Here is a 23269-nt window from a genome sequence, read left to right as displayed (position 1 = left end):
GACCAGTGCCCTCAGCCTTGCGGCTGGGGGCAACGCTGTTCCTTCCACTGCGCCACCGCAGCAATTCTCCGCCGCGTCAGCTCTTCGCGAATTTCCGCCCCTTTAAAGCCCGCCGCCACTACCTCTTTGGTGGAGACAGACTGCGCCACTTCCCAGGCCTCCAGAAGCAGGCGCCCTTGCGGGTAATCGCTGGCCTCGAAACCGGTGCGTCCGCGGACGTCGGCTTCGCTGGTGAGGGCGATCTGCTGCACGCGCTGCGGTTTGCGCCAGGCGTCAATGCTGTCGAAGAGTTTGACGAGGGTTTTCGGCTGCAGGATCGGCAGGGTGTGGATCAAGTCATGGTACTCCGCCACCAGTTTCGCGAGATCGCGGATATCGTTTGGCACCCGCAGACGCGCGCAGATCTGTTCTACCAGCTTGACGCCCGCCGGGCCATGGCCGTGGTGACGCGGCCAGAGCGCTTTCGGCGTCAGTCCTTTACCGAGGTCATGACACAGGGTGGCGAAACGCACGTCGACATCCGGCGACAGCATCGCGGCCATCGTGACGGTCATCAGGGTGTGCAGGCCGGTATCGATTTCCGGGTGCCACTTCGCCGGGGCCGGCACGCCGTACAGCGCGTCAATTTCCGGAAACAGCACCTTAAGAGCCTGGCAGTCGCGCAGCGTCTGGAAAAAGACCTGCGGATTGCGGGTGGTTAACGCGCTTTCCGTCTCTTTCCACACCCGCTCCGGCGTTAAATGCGCCAGCTCACCGGCCTCAACCATCGCATGCATCAGGGCCTGGGTTTCTTCGGCAATGCGAAAGCCCAGATGCGCATAGCGGGCAGCAAAGCGCGCCACACGCAGCACGCGCAGCGGATCTTCGCTAAAGGCGGGAGAGACATGGCGCAGCAGGCGCAGGCGAAGATCGTTTTGCCCGCCGTAGGGGTCGATGATCGTGCCATCGGCATCCTGGGCGAGGGCGTTGACCGTCAGGTCGCGGCGCAGCAGATCGGCTTCGAGGGTCACGTCCGGGGCGGCATAGCAGGTAAAACCGGTATAGCCCGCGCCGGATTTGCGCTCGGTACGGGCCAGGGCATACTCCTCCCGGCTTTGCGGATGGAGGAACACGGGAAAGTCGCGGCCTACCTGTTGGTAGCCCGCGTCAAGCATCTGTTGCGGGGTGGCGCCCACCACCACCCAGTCTCGGTCTTTGACCGGCAGCCCTAATAGCGCATCGCGCACCGCACCGCCGACCAGATAGCTCTTCACGCCCGATTCTCCCGTATCTGTTTTTCGCAAGATGATACGTAAGTCTGGCAGAGAAGACGAATTAGTTCATCCACCGGTCTTTACGTTTGCGGCTTGGCACCAGATGCGGCAGCACCAGACCCAGCAGCAGACCGACGCCGAGCACGCCGCCGCCGTACATGAACCACTGCATGATAATGGTGCGCTGTTTGTCATCAAGCTGCAGATTCGCCGCATTCACCTTCTTCTGCGCGACCACCAGCTCGTTTTTCAACTTCTGGTTCTCGTCCTTCAGCGCGTTAATCGCGCTGTCGCTGCCGGCGACTTTCTTCTGCATATCCGCCGTGCGCTGGTTCCAGGTGGCGTCGATGTTGTTCAGCTTATCGGTCAGCGTTTTGACCTGGTTTTCCAGATCCGGGACGCGGGTGCGCAGGCTGGGCTCATTGCTCAGCTCTTTCAACGGGATCCAGGCGGTACGGCCATTGCTGTCGCGGACCTGCGCGTAACTGGTGCTGTCGTTCGTTTGCAGCACCGACACTTCTTCCCCGGCGTTGATGGTGCCGACCAGACGATAATTATCGCCCGGGCCGCTGCGAACCCAGGTGTTCAGCTCATCGGAAACGTAGCGCTTTTCTTCTGCGTGAACCGCCGTAGCGGCGCTAAGCGCGAGCAAAGTAAAAGTAATCAGGCGTAATTTTGGCATCAGGTCATCGTTTGGTCATAAAAAGTGGAACGATAGTAGAGGCATCGCCAGAGCGACGCAAAGTTTTCCACCACAATCGGAATCATCCAGGAGGTGGCCCGGCAAAAAGCGCGTTGCATGGCGATTCGCCGCAAAATACTATCTACTGACAAAAAATATCGTCGTAAGTTCGCCGCAATTTGTCGGCGCAGCACAGAAGCGGAAGAATTCAGTCATGGCTCAAGAAATCGAACTCAAGTTTATCGTCGCTCAGAATGGGGTAGAGACGCTGCGCGAGCAGCTCAATGCGCTCGAGGCGAAACATACGCCTGCGGGCCAGTTACTGAACATTTATTACGAAACCGCCGATAACTGGCTGCGTCGTCACGATATGGGGCTGCGCATCCGCGGCGACCAGGGGCGTTATGAAATGACGCTGAAAATTGCCGGCCGGGTGGTAGGGGGGCTGCACCAGCGTCCGGAATACAATATCCCACTGGATAAACCGGAGCTGGCGCTTGAGCGCCTGCCGGCGGAGGTCTGGCCGCAAGGCGAGCTCCCGGCCGCGCTGGCGGAGCATGTCCAGCCGCTGTTCAGCACTGATTTTGCTCGTGAACGTTGGGTGATACAGGAAGGGAATAGTGAGATTGAGATCGCCCTCGATCGCGGCGAAGTGAAGGCTGGCGAACATCAGGAGCCGATCTGCGAACTGGAGCTGGAGCTGCTTGCCGGGGAGACTGCCGATCTGCTGCGCCTTGCGCACCGTCTGCTGGAGAGCGGCGTCCTGCGTCAGGGGAGCCTGAGCAAAGCCGCGCGCGGGTATCATCTGGCGCAAGGCAATGGCGAGCGTCCCGTCACCTCGCTGACGGTGCTGGCGGTGGCGGCGAAGGCCAGCGTGGAGCAAGGGCTGGAGGCGGCGCTGGAGAGCGCCCTGGCGCACTGGCTGTATCACGACGAAGTATGGCTGCGCGGCAATGCGAAAGCCAAAGCGGAAATCCTGCTGGCGTTAGCCCGCGTGCGCCATACCCTCGTGCTGTTCGGCGGCATCGTGCCGCGTAAGGCGACCACCCAGCTCCGCGCGTTGCTGAACGACGCCGAAGCCGTTCTGCTGGCCGCGGACACCGCCGACGAGGCGTTATTCCGCACCGAGGTCGTCGGCGCCAAACTGGCCCTGACTGAATGGCTGGTCCAGCGCGGCTGGCGTCCGTTCCTCAACGAGGCGGGAGAGAAAAAAATAGCCGGATCGTTCAAACGGTTTGCCGATATTAACCTCTCGCGGGTGGCAGCCGAGCTGCGCGGCGCCGTGCAGCATCTGGCGGTCGAAGATGCCGCCGACCAGTTGCCGAAGCTGTCCCGTGACATCGACAGCGTCCAGCTGCTGGCGGGCGCCTATGGCGACGCCGTCGCGCCGTGGCTGGAGAACTGGCAGGAGCTTCACCGTGCAATAGCACATGACGATCGCAGCGTCTTTGAATATTTCCGTCGCCAGGCGCTGGCTGCCGAGCCGTTCTGGCTGCATAGTGGAAAACGATAATTTCAGGCCAGGGAGCCCTTATGATGCCGCTTTCTCCGCAATTACAGCAGCACTGGCAGACGGTCGCTGACCGTCTGCCAGCGGATTTTCCCGTTGCCGAACTGAGCCCACAGGCCAGGTCGGTAATGGCGTTCAGCGATTTTGTCGAACAGAGTGTGATCGCCCAGCCGGGCTGGCTGAATGAGCTTGCGGACTCCTCGCCGGAGGCGGAAGAGTGGCGGCATTACGAGGCCTGGCTGCAGGATCGTCTGCAGGCAGTCACTGACGAAGCGGGGTTGATGCGAGAGCTGCGTCTCTTCCGCCGCCAGATGATGGTCCGCATCGCCTGGGCGCAGGCGCTGTCGCTGGTGAGCGAAGAAGAGACCCTGCAGCAGCTGAGCGCCCTGGCGGAGACCCTGATTGTCGCCGCCCGCGACTGGCTATACACCGCCTGCTGTAAGGAGTGGGGAACGCCATGCAATGCCGAGGGCCAGCCGCAGCCGCTGCTGATCCTCGGGATGGGAAAGCTGGGCGGCGGCGAGCTGAACTTCTCTTCCGATATCGATCTGATCTTTGCCTGGCCTGAGCATGGCGCCACCCGCGGCGGCCGCCGCGAGCTGGATAACGCCCAGTTCTTTACCCGTCTGGGGCAGCGGCTGATCAAGGCCCTTGACCAGCCGACGCAGGACGGCTTTGTCTATCGGGTTGACATGCGCCTGCGGCCGTTTGGCGACAGTGGGCCGCTGGTACTCAGTTTTGCGGCGCTGGAAGATTATTACCAGGAGCAGGGTCGGGACTGGGAACGCTATGCGATGGTGAAAGCGCGGATCATGGGGGATAACGACGACGTGTACGCCAGCGAGTTGCGCGCGATGCTCCGTCCTTTCGTCTTCCGCCGTTATATCGACTTCAGCGTGATCCAGTCGCTGCGTAACATGAAAGGCATGATCGCCCGCGAAGTGCGGCGTCGCGGGCTGAAAGACAACATCAAGCTCGGCGCCGGCGGGATCCGTGAAATTGAGTTTATCGTTCAGGTCTTTCAGCTGATCCGCGGTGGTCGCGAACCTGCACTGCAGCAGCGCGCCCTGCTGCCGACGCTGGCGGCGATTGATGAGCTACATCTGCTGCCGGAAGGCGACGCGGCGCTGCTGCGCGAGGCCTATCTGTTCCTGCGCCGGCTGGAAAACCTGCTGCAAAGCATCAACGATGAACAGACCCAGACCCTGCCGCAGGATGAACTTAACCGCGCCAGGCTGGCGTGGGGGATGCATACCGAAGACTGGGAGACGCTGAGCGCGCAGCTGGCGAGCCAGATGGCCAACGTGCGGCGAGTGTTTAATGAACTGATCGGCGATGATGAGGATCAGTCCCCGGATGAGCAACTGGCCGAGTACTGGCGCGAGCTGTGGCAGGATGCGCTGGAAGAAGATGACGCCAGCCCGGCGCTGGCGCATTTAAACGATACCGACCGCCGTAGCGTGCTGGCGCTGATTGCCGATTTTCGTAAAGAGCTGGATCGGCGCACCATCGGCCCGCGCGGCCGCCAGGTGCTGGATCAGCTGATGCCGCATCTGCTGAGCGAAATCTGCTCGCGTGCCGATGCGCCGCTGCCTCTGGCGCGGATCACGCCGCTGTTGACCGGGATCGTCACCCGTACCACCTATCTTGAGCTGCTGAGCGAATTCCCCGGCGCGCTGAAGCACCTGATCACGCTCTGCGCGGCGTCGCCGATGGTCGCCAGCCAGCTGGCGCGCCACCCGCTGCTGCTGGATGAGCTGCTGGATCCCAACACCCTCTATCAGCCGACGGCGACCGATGCCTATCGCGACGAGCTGCGCCAGTACCTGCTGCGCGTGCCGGAAGAGGATGAAGAGCAGCAGCTGGAGGCGTTGCGCCAGTTTAAGCAGGCGCAGCAGCTGCATATCGCGGCGGCGGATATCGCTGGCACCCTGCCGGTGATGAAGGTCAGCGATCACTTAACCTGGCTTGCCGAAGCGATCCTCGACGCGGTGGTGCAGCAGGCATGGGGGCAGATGGTCGCTCGCTACGGCCAGCCGACCCACCTGCACGATCGCCAGGGTCGCGGCTTCGCCGTTGTCGGCTACGGTAAGCTCGGCGGCTGGGAGCTGGGCTACAGCTCCGATCTCGATCTGGTGTTCCTCCATGACTGCCCGGCGGAGGTGATGACCGACGGCGAGCGGGAGATTGACGGCCGTCAGTTCTACCTGCGGCTGGCCCAGCGGATCATGCACCTGTTCAGCACCCGCACCTCGTCCGGTATTCTCTACGAAGTGGACGCCCGGCTGCGTCCTTCTGGCGCGGCGGGGATGCTGGTCACCACCGCCGACGCGTTTGCTGACTATCAGCAGAACGAAGCCTGGACGTGGGAACATCAGGCGCTGGTGCGCGCCCGCGTGGTCTATGGCGACCCGGCGCTGCAGGCGCGCTTTGACGCCATTCGTCGCGATATCCTGACCACCCCGCGGGAGGGGACGACCCTGCAGACCGAGGTTCGCGAGATGCGCGAGAAGATGCGCGCCCACCTTGGCAACAAACATCCCGATCGTTTTGATATCAAAGCCGATGCCGGCGGGATCACCGATATTGAATTTATTACTCAGTATCTGGTCCTACGCTATGCCAGTGACAAGCCGAAGCTGACCCGCTGGTCTGACAACGTGCGTATTCTTGAGCTGCTGGCGCAGAACGACATCATGGACGAGGAGGAGGCGCGCGCCTTAACGCATGCATACACCACCTTGCGTGATGCGCTCCATCACCTGGCCCTGCAGGAGCAGCCGGGACACGTGGCGCCAGAGGCCTTCAGCCGGGAGCGTCAGCAGGTCAGCGCCAGCTGGCAGAAGTGGCTGATGGCTTAACTATAAAATCGGGTGTGCTATTATCGCGCGCAAAGTTTGCGTCTCGCAGGAGAGAGTCATGAAAGTAACGCTGCCGGAGTTTGAACGTGCAGGAGTGTTGGTGGTGGGTGATGTGATGCTGGACCGCTACTGGTACGGCCCCACCAGTCGTATTTCCCCGGAAGCCCCGGTGCCGGTGGTGAAGGTGGAAAATATCGAAGAACGTCCTGGCGGCGCGGCAAACGTAGCGATGAACATCGCCTCCCTGGGGGCAACGTCGCGCCTGGTGGGATTTACCGGGATTGATGACGCAGCCCGCGCGCTGAGCCAGGCGCTGGCCAATGTGAATGTGAAGTGCGACTTCGTCTCCGTCCCGACTCACCCGACCATCACCAAGCTGCGGGTGCTGTCGCGCAATCAGCAGCTGATCCGCCTCGACTTTGAAGAGGGCTTCTCCGGCGTGGATCCGCAGCCGATGCATGAGCGCATTCAGCAGGCGCTGGGATCCATTGGCGCACTGGTCCTCTCGGACTACGCCAAAGGGGCGCTGACCAGCGTCCAGACGATGATCAAGCTCGCCCGTGAAGCGGGCGTGCCGGTGCTGATCGATCCGAAAGGCACCGATTTCGAACGCTACCGCGGCGCGACGCTGCTCACCCCGAACCTCTCTGAGTTTGAAGCGGTGGTGGGCAAGTGTCAGGATGAAGCGGAGATCGTTGAACGCGGCATGAAGCTCATCGCCGAATTTGAACTGTCAGCGCTGCTGGTGACGCGTTCTGAGCAGGGGATGACGCTGCTGCAGCCGGGGCGTCCGCCGCTGCATATGCCGACCCAGGCCCAGGAAGTGTACGATGTCACCGGCGCCGGCGACACGGTGATTGGCGTGCTGGCGGCGACCCTGGCCTCCGGCAACACCCTGGAAGAGGCCTGCTATTTCGCCAACGCCGCGGCGGGCGTGGTGGTCGGTAAGCTGGGAACCTCCACCGTTTCTCCTGTCGAGCTGGAAAACGCGGTCCGCGGCCGGGCTGAGACCGGCTTTGGCGTGATGAGCGAAGAGGAACTCAAACAGGCGGTTGCGGCAGCGCGCAAGCGCGGTGAGAAAGTGGTGATGACCAACGGGGTCTTCGATATTCTGCATGCCGGCCATGTCTCCTATCTGGCGAATGCGCGCAAGCTGGGCGACCGTCTGATCGTGGCGGTCAACAGCGATGCCTCAACCAAACGTCTGAAAGGCGAAACCCGCCCGGTGAACCCGCTGGAGCAGCGGATGATCGTGCTGGGGGCGCTGGAGGCCGTCGACTGGGTGGTCTCCTTCGAGGAAGACACCCCGCAGCGGCTGATTGCCGGTATCCTGCCGGACCTGCTGGTCAAAGGCGGCGATTATAAGCCGGAACAGATCGCCGGCAGCGAAGAAGTCTGGGCTAACGGCGGCGAAGTGCTGGTGCTCAACTTTGAAGATGGCTGCTCGACCACCAATATTATTAAGAAAATACAAAAAGATAGCGATAAATAAGCTTTTCGCTATTCACCGGCTTGTACGGTGAAGCATCACGGCCCGCGATGGAGATATCGCGGGCCGTTTTTATTTAATCATGTGGAAAATGATTTAGCGCAATAAATAATCATGTTAAGCGCATTTTTCGTACAAATCGCGTTAAGGTAAGCGTAAATACTGAAGTGAGTAAAAGGCATATGACTGATCAGAACATCCACCGCTGAAGGAGTATGCGCATGAACCATAACGATATGTATTCAATGAAGAATTTTGATTTTTTGGCGCGGAGTTTCGCCAGAATGCACGCGCAAGGCCAGCCAGTTGATCTTCAGGCTATTGTCGGCAATATGGATGAAGAGCATCGTGAATGGTTTTGCCAGCGTTATGAACTTTACTGTCGTCAGGTAAACAGCCCGGCGGAAGCCGCCCACTAAGCCAAACGCAAAACGGGCCCCTGAGGGCCCGTTTCTTACGGCTGCTCTTCGCTGCCAGGCGTCGCTGCCTGGCGGTTTTCGAGGTCATTCAGACGCTGCTCCAGCAGCGCCAGTTTTTCGCGGGTCCGCAGCAAAACCTGAGTCTGTACGTCAAACTCTTCGCGGCTGACCAGATCCAGGCGGGTCAGCTGCGACTGCAGCGCCTGGCGGATTTTCTTCTCAACATCCTCACCCAGATCGCGAAGTCCTTTTGGCATCGACTCATGGACCTGGCGGGCGATTTGTTCAATTTTTTTCGGGTCAATCATGGTGGTTTCCTGCTCGGGTCGGATGATTGATCATTGTAGTGCGAACCAGGCCGCCTATAAACCAGAAATGTTTGAAGCTTATGCATTGCCGAGGATAGTCAATAGCGTTATAGTTATCTCGCTTATTCTCAGGGCGGGGCGAAATTCCCCACCGGCGGTAAATCAACCATTGCGTTGAAAGCCCGCGAGCGCTTCCCGTGACTACGGGAAGGTCAGCAGATCCGGTGTAATTCCGGGGCCGACGGTTAAAGTCCGGATGGGAGAGAGTAACGGCACAGTCGGGTCCAGGCCCGCTCGCGTTGACTTTTGCCGCTAAACCGGCGCTCCTAAGACTGCCCTGATTCTGGTAACCATAATTTTAATGAGGTTTTTTTACCATGAATCAGACGCTCCTTTCTTCTTTTGGTACCGCTTTTGAACGTGTGGAACACGCTTTGGACGCCCTGCGCGAAGGCCGCGGCGTGATGGTGCTTGATGATGAAGACCGTGAAAACGAAGGCGATATGATCTTCGCCGCCGAAACCATGACCGTTGAGCAGATGGCGCTGACCATTCGTCACGGCAGCGGCATTGTGTGCCTGTGCCTGACCGAAGATCGCCGCAAACAGCTGGATCTGCCGATGATGGTTGAGAACAACACCAGCGCCTACGGCACCGGCTTTACCGTGACCATCGAAGCGGCCGAAGGTGTGACCACCGGCGTCTCCGCTGCCGACCGCGTGACCACCGTCCGCGCGGCCATTGCCGACGGCGCAAAACCTTCCGATCTCAACCGTCCTGGCCACGTTTTCCCGCTGCGTGCGCAGCCGGGTGGCGTACTGACCCGCGGCGGCCACACTGAAGCCACTATCGACCTCGTGACCCTGGCTGGCTTTAAACCCGCAGGCGTGCTGTGCGAGCTGACCAACGACGATGGCACCATGGCGCGCGCGCCGGAGTGCATCAAGTTCGCTCAGCAACACAATATGGCGGTAGTCACGATTGAAGATCTGGTGGCCTATCGTCGCGAACATGAGCGTAAAGCCAGCTAAATAGCGGTTCGCTACGCCCGACCACAGCCCACTTCTTAGTGGGCTGTGTTGTTTCTGCGCTTTAACCGATGCCCATCGTCTGGAGTACCACCAGACTCAGCCCCATGACCGACATCCCGCACAAAACGCCATAGCTTGGGTTGCTTTGCGGATCGATCTCTTTCGCCAGCGGCATCAGTTCATCGACGGACAGTGCCACCATAATCCCGGCCACAGCGGCCATGATCGCTCCCATCACCAGCGGTGAGACCAGACTCCCCAGAATCAGCCACGCCAGCACGCCGCCCAAAATTTCCGCCATGCCGGAAAGCCCGGCCCAGAGTACCGCCTTGCTGCGCGACCCGGTGGCGGCATACACTGGCCCGGCAACGGCCAGTCCTTCAGGAATATTGTGCAGGGCAACGGCGAGGGCCACGCCCATGCCGAGTTCCAGGTTGTTGCTGGCCGTGACATAGGTGGCGATCCCTTCCGGGAAGTTATGCAGGCTGATACCCAACGTCAGCAGAATAGCGGTGCGACGTAAATTACGTGGACGCGGCGTGGCGGGGGTCATCAGATCCTGCGGGTGAGCGTGCGGCAGCAGGCGGTCAAGGCCGAAATAGCCCAGCAGGCCGATGACAAACATCCCGTAACCGAGCAGCGGCGACATGCCTTCGGCGGTCAGCGCGGCAGGCAGCATTTCCATCAATGAAATCAACAGCATGATCCCGGCGGCAAAGCCGAGGGAGAAGCCAAGCAGACGGTTAGAGGGTTTCTGACCAATCACGCCGAATATGGCGCCAATAAAGGTTGCGCTACCGGCTAGCAGCGTCAATATTAAGGGTGATGACATCGCTACTCTCCCTGTGAAAATAAGTGCATATGAGTATATTGCCTGAGGATGCGCGTACGGGACACGTCCCTTTACCGCGACTTACATTCAAATTTTCTGACGATCATCATCATGGTTATCTGAGTTTATCCTGGCGCAAAAGCGCGTAATGTGAGCACATCACATTGACACCCTAAGGATATCATCATGTCCCCTACCCGAATGCCCGCGTTGTTTCTCGGCCATGGCAGCCCAATGAACGTGCTGGAAGACAACATTTATACTCGCGCCTGGGCTCACCTGGGCGAAACCCTGCCGCGTCCGAAGGCGATTGTGGTGGTCTCTGCGCACTGGTTCACGCGCGGTACGGGCGTGACGGCGATGGAGGCCCCGAAGACCATTCACGACTTCGGCGGTTTCCCACAGGCGCTGTATGACACCCATTATCCGGCGCCGGGCTCTCCGGCGCTGGCGCAACGACTGGTGGAGCTGCTCTCGCCTGTGCCGGTCACTCTCGACAAAGAAGCCTGGGGATTTGACCATGGCTCGTGGGGCGTGCTGATTAAAATGTATCCGCAGGCGGATATCCCGATGGTTCAGTTGAGCATCGACAGCACCAAACCGCCGGCCTGGCATCTCGAAATGGGGCGGAAACTGGCCTCGCTGCGTGATGAAGGCATTATGCTGGTGGCCAGCGGCAACGTGGTGCATAACCTGCGCACCGCCCGCTGGCACGGCGAGAACACGCCGTACCCATGGGCAGAGTCCTTCAATAACTACGTGAAGGCGAATCTGCAATGGCAGGGGCCGGACGAGCAGCACCCGCTGGTTAACTACCTGGCACACGAAGGAGGCTCGCTCTCCAACCCAACGGCGGAGCATTTCCTGCCGCTGCTATATATCCTGGGGGCGTGGGATGGTGTTGAAGCGATTACGATCCCGGTCGATGGCATCGAGATGGGCTCGCTGAGTATGCTGTCGGTAGTGGTTGGCGCCTGATGATAGTGCGCTCCGGCGATATCGTCGCCGGAGCGCGACATTATTCGACGAAAATGTGCGGATAGAAGCGCGACAGATCCTGAGTGATCAGCGCCCGATCTTCGCGAATGCCGATCCCGGCGGGCTGATCGTTGATGAGCCAGCTGCCAATCAGCGTGTAGCTGTCACCAAACTTCGGCAGGGGGTAAAACTCCTGCACGATGGTTCCTTCTTCCCCGTACGGACCTTCCACCGACTCCACGACCTTGCCCTGCTCAACAATGGAGACGTTGGCCCCTTCACGAGAGAAGAGCGGCTTAATGACGTACTTCTCCATCTCCGGGTGGGCATCTTCGCTGAAGTAGGCCGCCAGCAGATTCGGGTGATTGGGGAACATTTCCCACAGCATCGGCAGCAACGCTTTGTTGGAGATAATGCTTTTCCACGCGGGCTCCAGCCAGCGCACGCCGGCGTCTTCCAGCTTGGTGGAGAACATCTCCCGCAGCATAAACTCCCACGGATAGAGCTTGAACAGGTTACCAATCACCTGATCATGCAGATCGGTAAACTGACCTTTTTCGCCCAGACCGATATCTTCGATATAGAGGAATTCCGTCGCCAGGCCTGCTTCCGCGGCGCAGTCCTGCAGATACTGCACAGTGCCGCGATCTTCAACGGTATCGCGGCAGCAGGCCATATGCAGCAGCTGGAAGCCAAACTGCTCGCGCAGCTCGCCGAAGCGATCGATGAGCTTTTCCTGCAAACTATTGAACTGGTCGCTGCCCGCCGGCAGCTTGCCGGCGTTGAGCTGGTCTTCCAACCAGATCCACTGGAAGAAGGCCGCTTCATACAGCGAGGTCGGGGTGTCGGCATTGTTCTCCAGCAGCTTCGGCTCGCCGACGCCATCCCAGGCCAGGTCGAGACGCGAGTAGAGCGACGGCTGGTTGGTTTTCCACGACTGGCGCACAAAGCCCCAGGTGTGTTTAGGGATGCGGAATTTAGTCATCAGCTCATCGCTGGCGATCACTTTCTCCACCACCTGGAGGCACATTTGATGCAGCTCGGCGGTGACTTCCTCCAGTTTTTCCACCTGCGCGAGGGTCAGCTTGTAATACGCCTCTTCGCTCCAGTAGGGCTCACCGTACATGGTGTGGAAGTTGAAACCGTACTCGGTCGCTTTCTCACGCCAGTCCGGGCGCTCGGTAATACTGACTCTTTCCATGTGAGTTAGCCGCCCATCGAGCGAGAAGAGGACGTTGAGCCTGCGGCGCTACGCTGCATAGTCGACTGCTTCGCCACCGACTCGCCAAAACCACCGCGGGTAACGGTGGTGGTAGTTGCTGGCTTCGGCGCCATCGCGGTTTTCGGCACGTTCATGGTGCGACCCGGCTGGGCGGCGCCATAGCTCTTGCCGCTCGCATCGGTGTATTGACCATAGGCCGGGCTGGCCGGGTTTTTCGAGCTGAACAGCGGCTGCTGTTGCGCCATGCCGCCGCCCATCAGGCGGCCCATCATATAGCCGGCCATCAGCGGCATCCAGAAGCTGCCGCTGCTTTGCGCCTGCGCCTGGTTTTCCGGGGCGACGCCCGCCTGGGCTGGCGTCTGCTGGCACTGGCCTTCGCCAAACTCGGCGACGCAGTCTTCCCGGGTGGCATATTTCGGCGCGGTGCGCTCTGCCTCTTTTACCGCGTTGGTGTAGGCCGTGGTGCACTCGGCTGCTTTGCCCGGATTGGCGGCGGAGCAGTCATCGGCGTTCTGGTATAGCGACACCGTTTCATCGCTTTTTTCACAACCGGCAAGCATAAAGACCGCGGTGACGGCCAGCGCGACCGGCGTCAGATGGCGTGCGCTCCAGCTTTTGCGGAACGACGAATGATTAATTTTTTTTGTCCGTTTCATATTTGTCTTCCAGGACCCAGTGGTATGGCGTGTGTTAACGCTCAGGATAGAGGATGAGTGGTGGAAAATGAAGCGAAGAGGGGCGCTAAGCGGGGGATCTTTACGTTGCCTTACGTTTAACGCATCGCCTGTCCGACGGACAGGCGATGCGCGTCACAGTATGGGAATTACTGACGGAACGGATTGCTGCCGCTGCTCTGGGTGGTCCGTGCGGACGCCGGTTTCACCGCTGCGGTAGTGTTGCCGTAGCCATCGGCAGTGGCATCCTGCTGTGGATTTTCCGGCGCGACGCTGTCTGCGGAGGTGGGGATCGGTTTGCCCAGCGTGTTGTTCAGGGCGACCAGATCCTGCTCGTTCAGGGTACCTAACGCCGACTTAATGTTCAGCTCGTTGATCAGGTAGTTATAGCGCGCATTGGAGAGCTGCTGCTTGGCGTTATACAGCGTGGTGGTGGCGTCGAGGACGTCAACGATGGTACGCGTACCCACCGAGTAGCCTGCTTCCATCGCATCCAGGGAGCTTTGCGCAGAGACCACCGCCTGTTTGTAGGCATTGATGCTGCTGATGGAGGCGTTCACGTTGTTAAACGACGAACGTACAGTCTGCACGACGCTGCGGTGGGCGCTTTCCAGCTGCTCGCTGGCGCCAACGAAGTTGTATTGCGCCTGTTTGACCTGCGAGGTCACCGCGCCACCCTGATACAGTGGCAGAGAGAAGTTCAGGCCGATTTGGTTCTGCCCGGCATCGTTATCCTGGTATTGCTGAGGATTATTATGGGTTTTTGAACCACTGTAGCTAGTATTCGATACCCCACTCGACGCGGATAGGCTGAGCGTCGGCAAATGCCCGTCCTGCGCCTGGCGAATCTGCTCGCGAGCCAGGTCCTGGTTCAGACGCGCCTGCAGCAGCGACAGGTTGCGGTTCTCCGCTTCCTTCAGCAGGGCGTTGACCGCCTGCGGCTTGTTGGTTTTGAAGCCATTCACATTCAGCGAGGCCAGCTCCGGATAGTAGTTACCGGTGACCTGGCGCAGTTCTTCGACGGCGTTGTCGAGATCGTTACGCGCGGTGACTTCGTTCGCCAGCACGGCGTCGTATTGTGAACGGGCGTTCTGTACGTCAGTGATCGCCACCAGGCCTACGTTAAAGCGCTGCGTGGTTTGATCCAACTGGCGGTAAATGGCCTGTTTCTGCGCTTCGGTATAGGAGAGCGTGTCGATGGCGGCCAGCACTTTAAAATAGGCCGTCGCGGTATTCAGAATCAGCGTTTGCTGATCGGTCTGATACGTGACATCCTGAATGCCTGCCGTTTTTTCCTGCAGCGTCAGGGCGCGCCATTTCGACATATCAAACAGAACCTGCGTTAACTGCAGCGAGCCGCTGGTGACGTTTGAATTGATGCCGTTGCTGTCGCGATAGCCATTGTTATAGGTATAATCCGCTCCCAGCCCAAGCTGAGGCAGTAATGGACTGCGCGCTTCATTGATCTTTTCGAACGCGGCGTCACGATCGGCTGCCGATTTACGCAGATCGGGGTTGCTGATGCGCGCCTGCTGGTAAACCTGAAGCAGGTTTTCCGCCTGGCTCATGGCGCTGAACCCGGTCAGGCTCAGGCCGATAAGAATGGGGAGCAATTTCTTCATTTGCATTCCTTGTTGTGAAGCATTTAGCGCTGGTCTAATTCTAAGAAAAATTCCGCTGATTGTATCGATTCTGCCGCCGTAAAAAGTTGGCGTTACGTGCCATCCGGCGGTAATTTGCACCAATCTAACATACGGACCGTAAAACGGTAGCCAAACGGTCTGGAAATCCCTAATTTCGGATTAGCAGGACATGACAATGAGCAAACCCATTCAGCAGGGAATTACCTTCTTCAAAAATGATGTAGAAATTATTGCACGCGAAACGCTGTATCGTGGTTTTTTTTCGCTCGATTTATACCGTTTTCGCCACCGCCTGTTTAACGGCGGCATGAGCGGCGAAGTCACCCGTGAAATTTTTGAGCGCGGGCATGCCGCCGTCTTGCTACCCTTTGACCCGGTGCGGGACGAAGTGGTGCTCGTCGAACAAATCCGTATTGCCGCCTATGATACCAGCGAGAGCCCGTGGCTGCTCGAAATGGTCGCCGGCATGATCGAAGCGGGGGAAACGGTGGAAGACGTTGCCCGTCGGGAAGCGCTGGAGGAGGCCGGACTTGAAGTCGGGCGGACGAAACCAATATTAAGCTATCTGGCCAGTCCTGGCGGCACCAGCGAACGGTTATCGATCCTGGTGGGAGAAGTTGATGCATCCACGGCAAAAGGCATTCACGGCCTGGCCGAGGAAAACGAGGATATTCGGGTGCATATGGTGAGCCGGGAACAGGCTTACCAGTGGGTAGAAGAGGGGAAAATCGATAACGCAGCCTCTGTCATCGCCTTGCAATGGCTGCAATTGCATTATCACAATTTACGAAACGAGTGGACAAAATGAAGCGTTATACACCTGACTTCCCTGAGATGATGCGCCTGTGCGAGACCAACTTCGCGCAGTTGCGCCGCCTGTTGCCGCGAACGGATGCAGCGGGTGAGAAGGTAAGTTATCAGGTGGGAAGCGCGCAGTATCGGTTAACGATAGTTGAATCGACCCGCTACACTACTCTGGTGGCGATAGAACAGACTCTGCCTGCGGTAAGCTACTGGAGCCTGCCGTCGATGACCGTTCGCCTCTACCATGACGCCATGGTGGCCGAAGTGTGTTCGAGTCAGCAGATCTTTCGCTTCAAAGCGCGGTATGATTATCCTAATAAAAAGTTGCATCAACGCGACGAAAAGCATCAAATTAACCAGTTTCTGGCCGACTGGCTGCGTTACTGTTTAGCACATGGAGCGATGGCGATTCCGGTTTGTTAGCGTCGTTAAACCTAAGGACACCATTTGGAAAGCCTGTTAAACCTACCTCTGGCTGGTGAGGCCAGAGTCAGGATCTTACAAATTACTGATACTCACCTGTTTGCTGAAAAACATGAAACGTTGTTAGGCATTAATACCTGGGAAAGTTATCAGGCCGTACTGTCGGCTATTCATGCCTCACAGCGTCCATGCGATCTGATTGTCGCAACAGGCGATCTGGCGCAGGACCACTCCTCCGCGGCCTATCAGCATTTTGCTGAGGGTATCGCGAGTTTTGCTGCACCCTGCGTCTGGCTACCGGGTAACCATGATTTCCAGCCGGCGATGTACAGTACGCTGCAGGCGTCAGGCATTTCACCCGCCAAGCGCGTGTTTCTCGGCGACCACTGGCAGATCCTGCTGCTGGACAGCCAGGTGTTTGGCGTTCCCCATGGCGAGCTGAGCGACTTCCAGCTGGAGTGGCTCGAACACAAGCTGGCAGAAGCGCCGGAGCGTTATACCTTACTCCTGCTGCACCACCATCCGCTGCCTGCTGGCTGTAGCTGGCTGGACCAACACAGCCTGCGCAACGCTGGCGCGCTGGACCGCGCGCTGAGCGCCTGGCCGCGGGTGAGACATCTGCTGTGCGGCCATATTCATCAGGAACTGGATCTGGACTGGAATGGCCGGCGTATGATGGCGACGCCGTCGACCTGCGTCCAGTTCAAACCACACTGCGCCAATTTCACTCTGGATACCGTCTCACCCGGCTGGCGCTGGCTGGAGCTGCATCCTGACGGGACGCTGACCACCGAAGTGTGCCGCCTGGAAGGCGCCGAGTTCCACCCGGATATTGCTTCAGAAGGCTACTGATGGCGACGCTTCTTTATCTGCACGGCTTTAACAGTTCCCCGCGCTCGGCGAAGGCGATGGCGTTAAAGACCTGGCTGTCGCAGCAGCACCCCGACATCACCATGGTGGTACCGGAGCTGCCGCCTTATCCGGCTGAAACGGCAGAGCTGCTGGAATCCATTGTGCTGGAGCATGGCGGCGAGCCACTCGGGGTTGTGGGGTCGTCGCTGGGCGGCTACTACGCGACCTGGCTGTCGCAGTGCTTTATGGTGCCGGCGGTGGTCGTCAACCCGGCGGTGCGCCCGTTTGAACTGCTGAACAATTTTCTCGGCCACAATGAGAATCCATACACCGGGCAGCAATATGTGCTAGAGTCTCGCCATATTTACGATCTCAAGGTCATGCAAATCGACCCGCTTGAAGCGCCGGATTTACTCTGGCTGCTGCAGCAGACCGGGGATGAAGTGCTTGATTACCGCCAGGCCGTTCATTACTACGCCTCCTGCCGGCAAACGGTGGAGGAGGGCGGTAATCACGCATTTGTCGGCTTTGACGATCATTTCACTCAGATTATCGAATTTCTCGGCCTGTGCTAAACGGCCCTGAACGACCTACGAATACACACCATGACGCAATCTTCATATAACGCTGATGCCATTGAGGTACTCACCGGGCTAGAGCCGGTGCGCCGCCGTCCGGGCATGTATACCGACACCACCCGTCCTAACCATCTTGGTCAGGAAGTTATTGATAACAGTGTCGATGAAGCGCTGGCAGGCCACGCCAAACGCGTGGAAGTTATCCTTCATGCCGACCAGTCCCTGGAAGTCATTGACGACGGGCGCGGCATGCCGGTCGACATTCACCCGGAAGAAGGGGTGCCGGCGGTTGAGCTGATCCTCTGCCGACTGCACGCGGGCGGTAAGTTTTCCAACAAAAACTACCAGTTTTCCGGCGGCCTGCACGGGGTGGGGATCTCGGTGGTCAACGCCCTGTCAAAACGCGTAGAGGTAACGGTTCGTCGCGACGGTCAGGTCTACAGCATCGCCTTTGAAAACGGTGAAAAAGTAGAAGATCTGCACGTCACCGGTACCTGTGGCAAACGCAATACCGGGACCAGCGTCCATTTCTGGCCGGACGAAAGCTTCTTCGACAGCCCGCGTTTCTCCGTTTCGCGTTTGACCCATCTGTTAAAAGCGAAAGCGGTGCTGTGTCCCGGCGTGGAAATCGTGTTTCGCGATCAGGTCAACGACAGCGAGCAGCGCTGGTGCTATGCCGATGGCCTTAACGACTACCTGTGCGAAGCCGTAAACGGCCTGCCGCTGCTGCCGGAAAAACCGTTCGTCGGCACCTTCTCCGGCGAGACGGAAGCCGTGGACTGGGCGCTGCTGTGGCTGCCGGAAGGCGGCGAATTGCTGACCGAAAGCTACGTCAACCTGATCCCGACCATGCAGGGCGGGACGCACGTTAACGGTCTGCGTCAGGGACTGCTGGATGCGATGCGCGAGTTCTGCGAATATCGTAATATCCTGCCGCGCGGCGTGAAGCTGTCAGCCGAAGATATCTGGGATCGCTGCGCCTACGTGCTGTCGGTGAAAATGCAGGATCCGCAGTTCGCCGGGCAAACCAAAGAGCGTCTGTCGTCGCGCCAGTGCGCGGCGTTCGTCTCCGGCGTGGTGAAAGATGCCTTCAGTCTGTGGCTGAACCAGAACGTACAGGCTGCCGAACTGCTGGCGGAGATGGCTATCTCCAGCGCCCAGCGTCGTCTGCGCGCCGCCAAGAAAGTGGTGCGTAAAAAGCTGACCAGCGGTCCGGCATTGCCGGGTAAGCTGGCAGACTGCACCGCCCAGGACCTGAACCGCACCGAGCTGTTCCTCGTCGAAGGGGACTCGGCGGGCGGTTCTGCCAAGCAGGCGCGCGATCGCGAATATCAGGCGATCATGCCGCTGAAAGGCAAGATCCTGAATACCTGGGAAGTCTCGTCCGATGAAGTGTTAGCTTCGCAAGAAGTGCACGACATTTCGGTGGCGATTGGTATTGACCCGGATAGCGATGATTTAAGCCAGCTGCGCTACGGCAAAATTTGTATTCTGGCGGATGCCGATTCCGATGGCCTGCACATTGCCACCCTGCTGTGCGCGCTGTTTGTGAGACATTTCCGTACCCTGGTGAAAGAGGGGCACGTCTACGTCGCGCTGCCGCCGCTGTACCGTATCGATCTCGGTAAAGAGGTCTACTACGCGCTGACGGAAGAAGAAAAAACCGGCGTGCTGGAGCAGCTGAAGCGTAAGAAGGGCAAGCCAAACGTCCAGCGCTTTAAAGGTCTGGGTGAGATGAACCCAATGCAGCTGCGGGAAACCACGCTTGATCCGAATACCCGCCGGCTGGTGCAACTGGTGATCAGCGATGAGGATGAGCAGCAGACCACGGCGATGATGGACATGCTGCTGGCCAAGAAGCGTTCCGAAGACCGTCGCAACTGGCTGCAGGAGAAGGGCGATATGGCGGATCTGGAAGTGTAAGTCTGTACGCTGCGCCTGACGTAAAAGGGAGCCTCAGGCTCCCTTTTTCATTTCACGACTGCGTCGGCGGGCTTAGACGCCAGGCTGCAGGATACGGATGGTGGTCTCCAGCACATCGCCTTTGACCGCTTCCGACCAGGCTTTCATGTGCGGCGTTTGCAGGTGCGCTTCAAGATGCGCGACGCTTTCCCACTGCTCCACCATGACGATAGAGTCGGGGGCCGTGGTCTGGAAGCTGACGCCGGCGGCATGATCTACCATGGGCGCGTAGCCGTGGCAGCCGGCCTCCTGCAAAACGGTCGGAATGATTTTCGCGAACTGATCGAGAACCGCCTGACGGTGGTGCTGGCCCGGGCGGGTACGGATTTCTGCAATCACTGTTAACATGGTTAACTCAACTCCTTCTGTGTGTATCTCGTCATACTCCAGGTTCGAATAACTCGAAATATGTAGAGCGTAGACCTGTAGTTAACCAAAAATTTCCGCCAGATGCTTGCGATATTCTGCGATATACCGTGGGACATCAGGCATTTTAATCACGTCGTTGGCGATAAAGGTCGGCAGCGCTTCCATTCCCAGGAACTGGTTAGCCTTATGGAACGGCAGGTAAACGCCGTCAACGCCGACGCCGTGGAAGAACTGGTCTTCGTCGGTGAAGGCTTCCATCGGCGCGTTCCAGGTCAGGGAGAGCATATATTTTTTCCCCTGCACCAGGCCGCCGGAGCCATATTTTTTGCTGGCGTCGGAGCGGGTACGACCGTCGCTGGCGTACAGCGAGCCGTGGCCTTCGGTAAAGACATCATCCATATATTTCTTCACCGTCCACGGGGCGCCCATCCACCAGCCCGGCATCTGCCAGATCACCACATCGGCCCAGAGGAAATTCTGCACTTCTGCTTTTACGTCGTACTCGCTTTCGGCGCGAACGCTTTTAACATCGTGCCCGGCGTCGCGCAGATAACTCTCCGCGACCTCGGTCAGGGTGTCGTTCAGCTGGCCATTCGAGTGCGCGAACTTTTTTGCGCCATTGATAATCAGGATGTTGCTCATCATTTGTCCTCAATCTTGAAAATTTGCCGATGATCTTACCCCGCGAAGCGGGGCAGTAAAATGAGCAAAATGTGCAAAGTCTTTTGCCAAATGAGCAATAATCTCGCTACCAGTACACGCGGGCTTCGAAGCCGCCGTCGCGCGCGTTGGCGAAATCAACCTGCATACCGTGCAGCGAGGCGATGCGCCGGACGATAGACAGGCCCAGGCCGCTGCCCGGCGCGTCCTGCCCCGGCGGGCGATAAAAACGCTCGCCGATGCGCGCCAGCGCCTGCGGGCTAATGCCTGGGCCGTTATCACGCACCCGAAACTCGCGGGCGTTGAGGGTGATATCAACCTGGCTGCCGCGCGGGCTATAGCGTACGGCATTATCCAGCAGGTTGCGCACCAGCAGGCTGAGCAGCAGCGGCTGGCCGGTGTGAACGATATGACTGGCATTCAGGTGTAGGCGTAGTTCAATGGCGGACTGCTGCGCATGGTGATACATCTCCATCACCGCCGACTGCAGCAGGTCGTCGATGGCGACCGGCTGCACGTCGTCCAGTTGGGCGAGTGAGTCCAGCCGCGACAGCGTCAGCAGTTGATCGACCAGCCGGGTGGCGCGATCGATCCCCTGGTGGAGCTGGGCCAGCGCTTTCTCACGTCCTTCTGCATCGTCCATAGAGAGCTGGGCGACGTCGGTCTGTACCTTCAGCGCCGCCAGCGGGCTGCGCAGCTCATGGGCGGCATCAGAGGTAAACCGACGTTCGCGCAGCATGGCGTCATGGGTGCGCTGGAACAGCTGATTCAGAGCCTCGACCAGCGGGCGGACTTCGGAGGGGATCTTCTCCACGCTGAGCGATTCCGCTGAGTCCGGCGCGCGCAGGCGCAGCGTGCGCGCCAGCTTTTTCAACGGCGCCAGTTCGCGGCTTAACAGCACGATAAGCAGCACGAACATCAGCGGCAGGGCGATCATCCACGGGGTGAGCTGCGAGGTCACGATATCCATCGCCATTTCGCGCCGATAATCCCACTCCTGACCGACGACGATGCGATGACGACCATCGGCAGTGGTTAACCACAGGAAGCGCCATTCGTCATCATCGCCGCGCAGGTAGCCATTGCTGAACCCCTCGCGCTGCGAGTTCCACTGGATATCCTCTCCATTCTCGCCGTCGTTGAGCACCATGGTGCCGTCGCGGGTGAAGATGGCGAACGCCAGCGCGTCGTCGTCGATGTGTCCATGCCGCACCTTTTTCTTTTCACCGAACGATTCGGGCGGGGCGCGGAGTTCATCGAAATGCATGGCGCTCAGGCGGCGGGCGAACAGCAACTGCTGGGTATCGAACAGCTTATCCAGCTTTTTGCTGGTTTGCTGCCAGGCGATCACGCTGGCGACGCCCCAGGCGGCCGCGGTCAGCACAGCAAACAGCAGCGTCAGACGGACGCGCAGGCTCAGGCGGGCAAGTCGTTTCATGCGTCACCCAGGGTATAGCCTATGCCGTGGACAGTGCGGATAAATCCGCTACCGAGTTTGCGGCGCAGATGATGGACGTGAACTTCCACGGCGTTGCTGGAGACCTCGTCGTCCCAGGTGTAGAGCTTTTCTTCGATAAGCTTGCGCGGCAGTACGCGACCAGCGTTACGCAGCAGCAGTTCCAGCAGGGCGAACTCTTTCGGCTTTAGCACCAGGCTCTCGCCGTCGAGGCTGGCGGTTAAGCGGTTCGGGTCGAGGCTCACTTTGCCGTGGCGCAGCTCGCTGCTGCTCTGGCCGTGCGCGCGACGGATCAACGCTTCGAGGCGCGCCGCCACTTCAATCAGGGCGAAAGGCTTGCACAGATAGTCATCGGCGCCGAGCCGTAGCCCCTCCACTCGCTGGCTGAGCGCATCGCGGGCGGTAAGGATCAGCACTGGCTCATGGCGGCCCTTGTCCCGCCATTCGCGCAGAATATCGAGGCCATCGATGCCGGGGAGGGTGAGATCCAGGATTGCGGCGTCGTAGGGGGCGCTATATAAGGCATTTTTGCCCTCCAGCCCGGCGGTAAACCAGTCAATGCTGAAGCCCATTTTGCTCAGCCCGGCTTTGATGCCGTCGCCGATCAGCTTGTCATCTTCCACCAGTAATATGCGCATGTTTCCCTCCGACGATCCTGTTTCTTTGCGCAGTAAACCGCGTTGAAGCGGGTGATGTACAGCATTAAAATTTCTTTTTTCCGCTTAAGAAGTCGTTAAGTTTTGTCGGGCGTAATAGGAGCCATATCAACACGAAGGGAGAACACATCATGAAGAAAATTGCTGCGATGACCGCGATCGTTGCCCTGGTTTCCATGCCGGTGCTGGCTGCCGAACAGGGCGGGTTTACCGGTCCTTCTTCGACCACGCAGGTCAGTTCCACCGCGCAGGCTGGCGGATTCACCGGCCCGAGCGGCGCGGTGACCACCGTCGCCAATGCCAAATCGCTGCGGGACGATACCTGGGTGACCCTGCGCGGCAAGATAACCGAGCGCATTTCTGACGATCTGTATAAATTCCAGGATGCTTCCGGGGTGATCAATGTCGATATCGACCACAAGCGCTGGAACGGCGTGACCGTCGGCCCGCAGGACACAGTAGAAATTCAGGGGGAAGTCGATAAGGACTGGAACTCAGTAGAAATCGACGTTAAACAGATCCGTAAAATCGCGCCATAAGTCTTCGTCAGATAAGCGCAAGATCGGTCAGGCATCGCGATCCTCGCTCTGTCAGAGTATGTCGCGAG

24 protein-coding genes and 1 riboswitch are annotated in these 23269 nt (G+C 59.0%); of the genes, 12 read left to right on the top strand and 12 right to left on the bottom strand.

The features are described from left to right. Positions 1–11: 11 nt before the first annotated feature. Both SPE70_RS22700 and SPE70_RS22695 read right to left on the bottom strand, forming a co-directional pair. Positions 12–1253 carry a multifunctional CCA addition/repair protein gene (locus SPE70_RS22700; RefSeq protein WP_008806528.1) on the bottom strand — a complete coding sequence of 414 codons (1242 nt, stop codon included), beginning with the start codon at positions 1251–1253 and terminating at the stop codon, positions 12–14. A 61-nt stretch (positions 1254–1314) separates the two neighbouring features. Beyond that, positions 1315–1935 (bottom strand): TIGR04211 family SH3 domain-containing protein, encoded by a 621-nt coding sequence (locus SPE70_RS22695; protein ID WP_008806527.1) that lies wholly within the window; start codon positions 1933–1935, stop codon positions 1315–1317. 214 nt (positions 1936–2149) lie between these two features. On the opposite strand from SPE70_RS22695, the gene SPE70_RS22690 reads away from it, so the two are divergent. The 3 genes from SPE70_RS22690 to hldE are packed head-to-tail and all read left to right on the top strand — an operon-like array spanning position 2150 to position 7798. Then, positions 2150–3448, top strand: a complete 1299-nt coding sequence (locus tag SPE70_RS22690; RefSeq protein WP_022064948.1) for a CYTH domain-containing protein — start codon at positions 2150–2152, stop codon at positions 3446–3448. Between the two features lie 20 nt (positions 3449–3468). Then, positions 3469–6306: a bifunctional [glutamate--ammonia ligase]-adenylyl-L-tyrosine phosphorylase/[glutamate--ammonia-ligase] adenylyltransferase gene (glnE, locus tag SPE70_RS22685; protein WP_064169998.1), complete on the top strand. Its 2838-nt coding sequence runs from the start codon at positions 3469–3471 to the stop codon at positions 6304–6306. Positions 6307–6364: 58 nt separating this feature from the next. After that, on the top strand, positions 6365–7798 hold the full coding sequence (gene hldE / locus SPE70_RS22680; RefSeq protein ID WP_064169999.1) for a bifunctional D-glycero-beta-D-manno-heptose-7-phosphate kinase/D-glycero-beta-D-manno-heptose 1-phosphate adenylyltransferase HldE: 1434 nt from the start codon (positions 6365–6367) through the stop codon (positions 7796–7798). Positions 7799–7875: 77 nt separating this feature from the next. Here the strand turns inward: hldE and SPE70_RS22675 are convergent, their stop codons facing one another. After that, complete coding sequence (locus tag SPE70_RS22675) at positions 7876–8025, bottom strand: hypothetical protein (RefSeq protein WP_004144536.1); 150 nt, start codon at positions 8023–8025, stop codon at positions 7876–7878. Here SPE70_RS22675 and glgS point away from each other — a divergent pair. Further along, on the top strand, positions 8017–8214 hold the full coding sequence (gene glgS, locus SPE70_RS22670; RefSeq protein ID WP_004205248.1) for a cell surface composition regulator GlgS: 198 nt from the start codon (positions 8017–8019) through the stop codon (positions 8212–8214). The two genes, SPE70_RS22675 and glgS, sit on opposite strands and share 9 nt — an antisense overlap. A 35-nt stretch (positions 8215–8249) precedes the next feature. On the opposite strand, the gene ubiK is transcribed toward glgS, so the two are convergent. Next, positions 8250–8522 (bottom strand): ubiquinone biosynthesis accessory factor UbiK, encoded by a 273-nt coding sequence (gene ubiK / locus SPE70_RS22665; protein ID WP_008806522.1) that lies wholly within the window; start codon positions 8520–8522, stop codon positions 8250–8252. Positions 8523–8642: 120 nt separating this feature from the next. Then, a riboswitch (FMN riboswitch) is annotated at positions 8643–8794 on the top strand. Between the two features lie 105 nt (positions 8795–8899). On the opposite strand from ubiK, the gene ribB reads away from it, so the two are divergent. Continuing rightward, complete coding sequence (gene ribB / locus SPE70_RS22660) at positions 8900–9553, top strand: 3,4-dihydroxy-2-butanone-4-phosphate synthase (RefSeq protein WP_004174356.1); 654 nt, start codon at positions 8900–8902, stop codon at positions 9551–9553. 61 nt (positions 9554–9614) lie between these two features. Here ribB and zupT read toward each other — a convergent pair whose 3' ends face one another. Then, positions 9615–10385 carry a zinc transporter ZupT gene (zupT, locus tag SPE70_RS22655; RefSeq protein ID WP_008806521.1) on the bottom strand — a complete coding sequence of 257 codons (771 nt, stop codon included), beginning with the start codon at positions 10383–10385 and terminating at the stop codon, positions 9615–9617. Positions 10386–10571: 186 nt separating this feature from the next. On the opposite strand from zupT, the gene ygiD reads away from it, so the two are divergent. Continuing rightward, the gene (ygiD, locus tag SPE70_RS22650) at positions 10572–11363 is read left to right on the top strand and encodes a 4,5-DOPA-extradiol-dioxygenase (protein WP_008806520.1); all 792 of its coding nucleotides are present in this window, start codon (positions 10572–10574) and stop codon (positions 11361–11363) included. Between the two features lie 40 nt (positions 11364–11403). On the opposite strand, the gene SPE70_RS22645 is transcribed toward ygiD, so the two are convergent. From SPE70_RS22645 to tolC, 3 genes are all read right to left on the bottom strand, one after another. Further along, positions 11404–12564, bottom strand: coding sequence for a glutathionylspermidine synthase family protein (locus tag SPE70_RS22645; protein ID WP_064170000.1), 1161 nt, complete (start codon positions 12562–12564; stop codon positions 11404–11406). A gap of 5 nt (positions 12565–12569) precedes the next feature. Further along, positions 12570–13241, bottom strand: a complete 672-nt coding sequence (locus tag SPE70_RS22640; protein WP_008806518.1) for a DUF1190 family protein — start codon at positions 13239–13241, stop codon at positions 12570–12572. 167 nt (positions 13242–13408) lie between these two features. Continuing rightward, entirely contained in the window at positions 13409–14881 is a 1473-nt protein-coding gene (gene tolC / locus SPE70_RS22635) for an outer membrane channel protein TolC (protein ID WP_008806517.1), read from the bottom strand. A gap of 196 nt (positions 14882–15077) precedes the next feature. Between tolC and nudF the strand changes: the two genes are divergently transcribed. The 5 genes from nudF to parE are packed head-to-tail and all read left to right on the top strand — an operon-like array spanning position 15078 to position 19482. After that, positions 15078–15710 carry an ADP-ribose diphosphatase gene (gene nudF, locus SPE70_RS22630; RefSeq protein WP_064170001.1) on the top strand — a complete coding sequence of 211 codons (633 nt, stop codon included), beginning with the start codon at positions 15078–15080 and terminating at the stop codon, positions 15708–15710. Further along, entirely contained in the window at positions 15707–16129 is a 423-nt protein-coding gene (locus SPE70_RS22625) for a DUF1249 family protein (RefSeq protein ID WP_002916847.1), read from the top strand. Before nudF ends, SPE70_RS22625 begins: the two co-directional genes overlap by 4 nt. Before the next feature lie 24 nt (positions 16130–16153). Further along, the gene (cpdA, locus tag SPE70_RS22620; protein ID WP_008806515.1) at positions 16154–16981 is read left to right on the top strand and encodes a 3',5'-cyclic-AMP phosphodiesterase; all 828 of its coding nucleotides are present in this window, start codon (positions 16154–16156) and stop codon (positions 16979–16981) included. Beyond that, the gene (gene yqiA, locus SPE70_RS22615; RefSeq protein WP_008806514.1) at positions 16981–17556 is read left to right on the top strand and encodes an esterase YqiA; all 576 of its coding nucleotides are present in this window, start codon (positions 16981–16983) and stop codon (positions 17554–17556) included. Before cpdA ends, yqiA begins: the two co-directional genes overlap by 1 nt. A gap of 30 nt (positions 17557–17586) precedes the next feature. Next, a complete protein-coding gene (parE, locus tag SPE70_RS22610; RefSeq protein WP_008806513.1) occupies positions 17587–19482 on the top strand; it encodes a DNA topoisomerase IV subunit B in 1896 nt (631 codons plus the stop codon). 72 nt (positions 19483–19554) lie between these two features. Here the strand turns inward: parE and SPE70_RS22605 are convergent, their stop codons facing one another. The 4 genes from SPE70_RS22605 to qseB form a co-directional block, all read right to left on the bottom strand. Next, a complete protein-coding gene (locus SPE70_RS22605) occupies positions 19555–19869 on the bottom strand; it encodes a putative quinol monooxygenase (RefSeq protein ID WP_008806512.1) in 315 nt (104 codons plus the stop codon). A gap of 81 nt (positions 19870–19950) precedes the next feature. After that, positions 19951–20532 carry an NAD(P)H-dependent oxidoreductase gene (locus tag SPE70_RS22600; protein WP_008806511.1) on the bottom strand — a complete coding sequence of 194 codons (582 nt, stop codon included), beginning with the start codon at positions 20530–20532 and terminating at the stop codon, positions 19951–19953. Positions 20533–20638: 106 nt separating this feature from the next. Beyond that, a complete protein-coding gene (gene qseC, locus SPE70_RS22595; protein WP_064170002.1) occupies positions 20639–21988 on the bottom strand; it encodes a quorum sensing histidine kinase QseC in 1350 nt (449 codons plus the stop codon). Then, entirely contained in the window at positions 21985–22644 is a 660-nt protein-coding gene (qseB, locus tag SPE70_RS22590) for a quorum sensing response regulator transcription factor QseB (protein ID WP_008806509.1), read from the bottom strand. The genes qseC and qseB overlap by 4 nt, the downstream gene beginning before the upstream one ends. Positions 22645–22793: 149 nt before the next feature. Here qseB and SPE70_RS22585 point away from each other — a divergent pair, with 149 nt between their 5' ends. Further along, positions 22794–23201, top strand: a complete 408-nt coding sequence (locus SPE70_RS22585; protein WP_008806508.1) for a YgiW/YdeI family stress tolerance OB fold protein — start codon at positions 22794–22796, stop codon at positions 23199–23201. The last annotated feature ends 68 nt before the right edge of the window (positions 23202–23269 follow it).

This window comes from Klebsiella sp. ZJOU C1 (assembly GCF_035620215.1).
In the GTDB taxonomy this organism is placed as follows: Bacteria; Pseudomonadota; Gammaproteobacteria; order Enterobacterales; family Enterobacteriaceae; genus Klebsiella; species Klebsiella variicola.
Note: the sequence above shows the minus strand (reverse complement) of the source record. Positions and strands in the feature narration are given on the sequence as shown.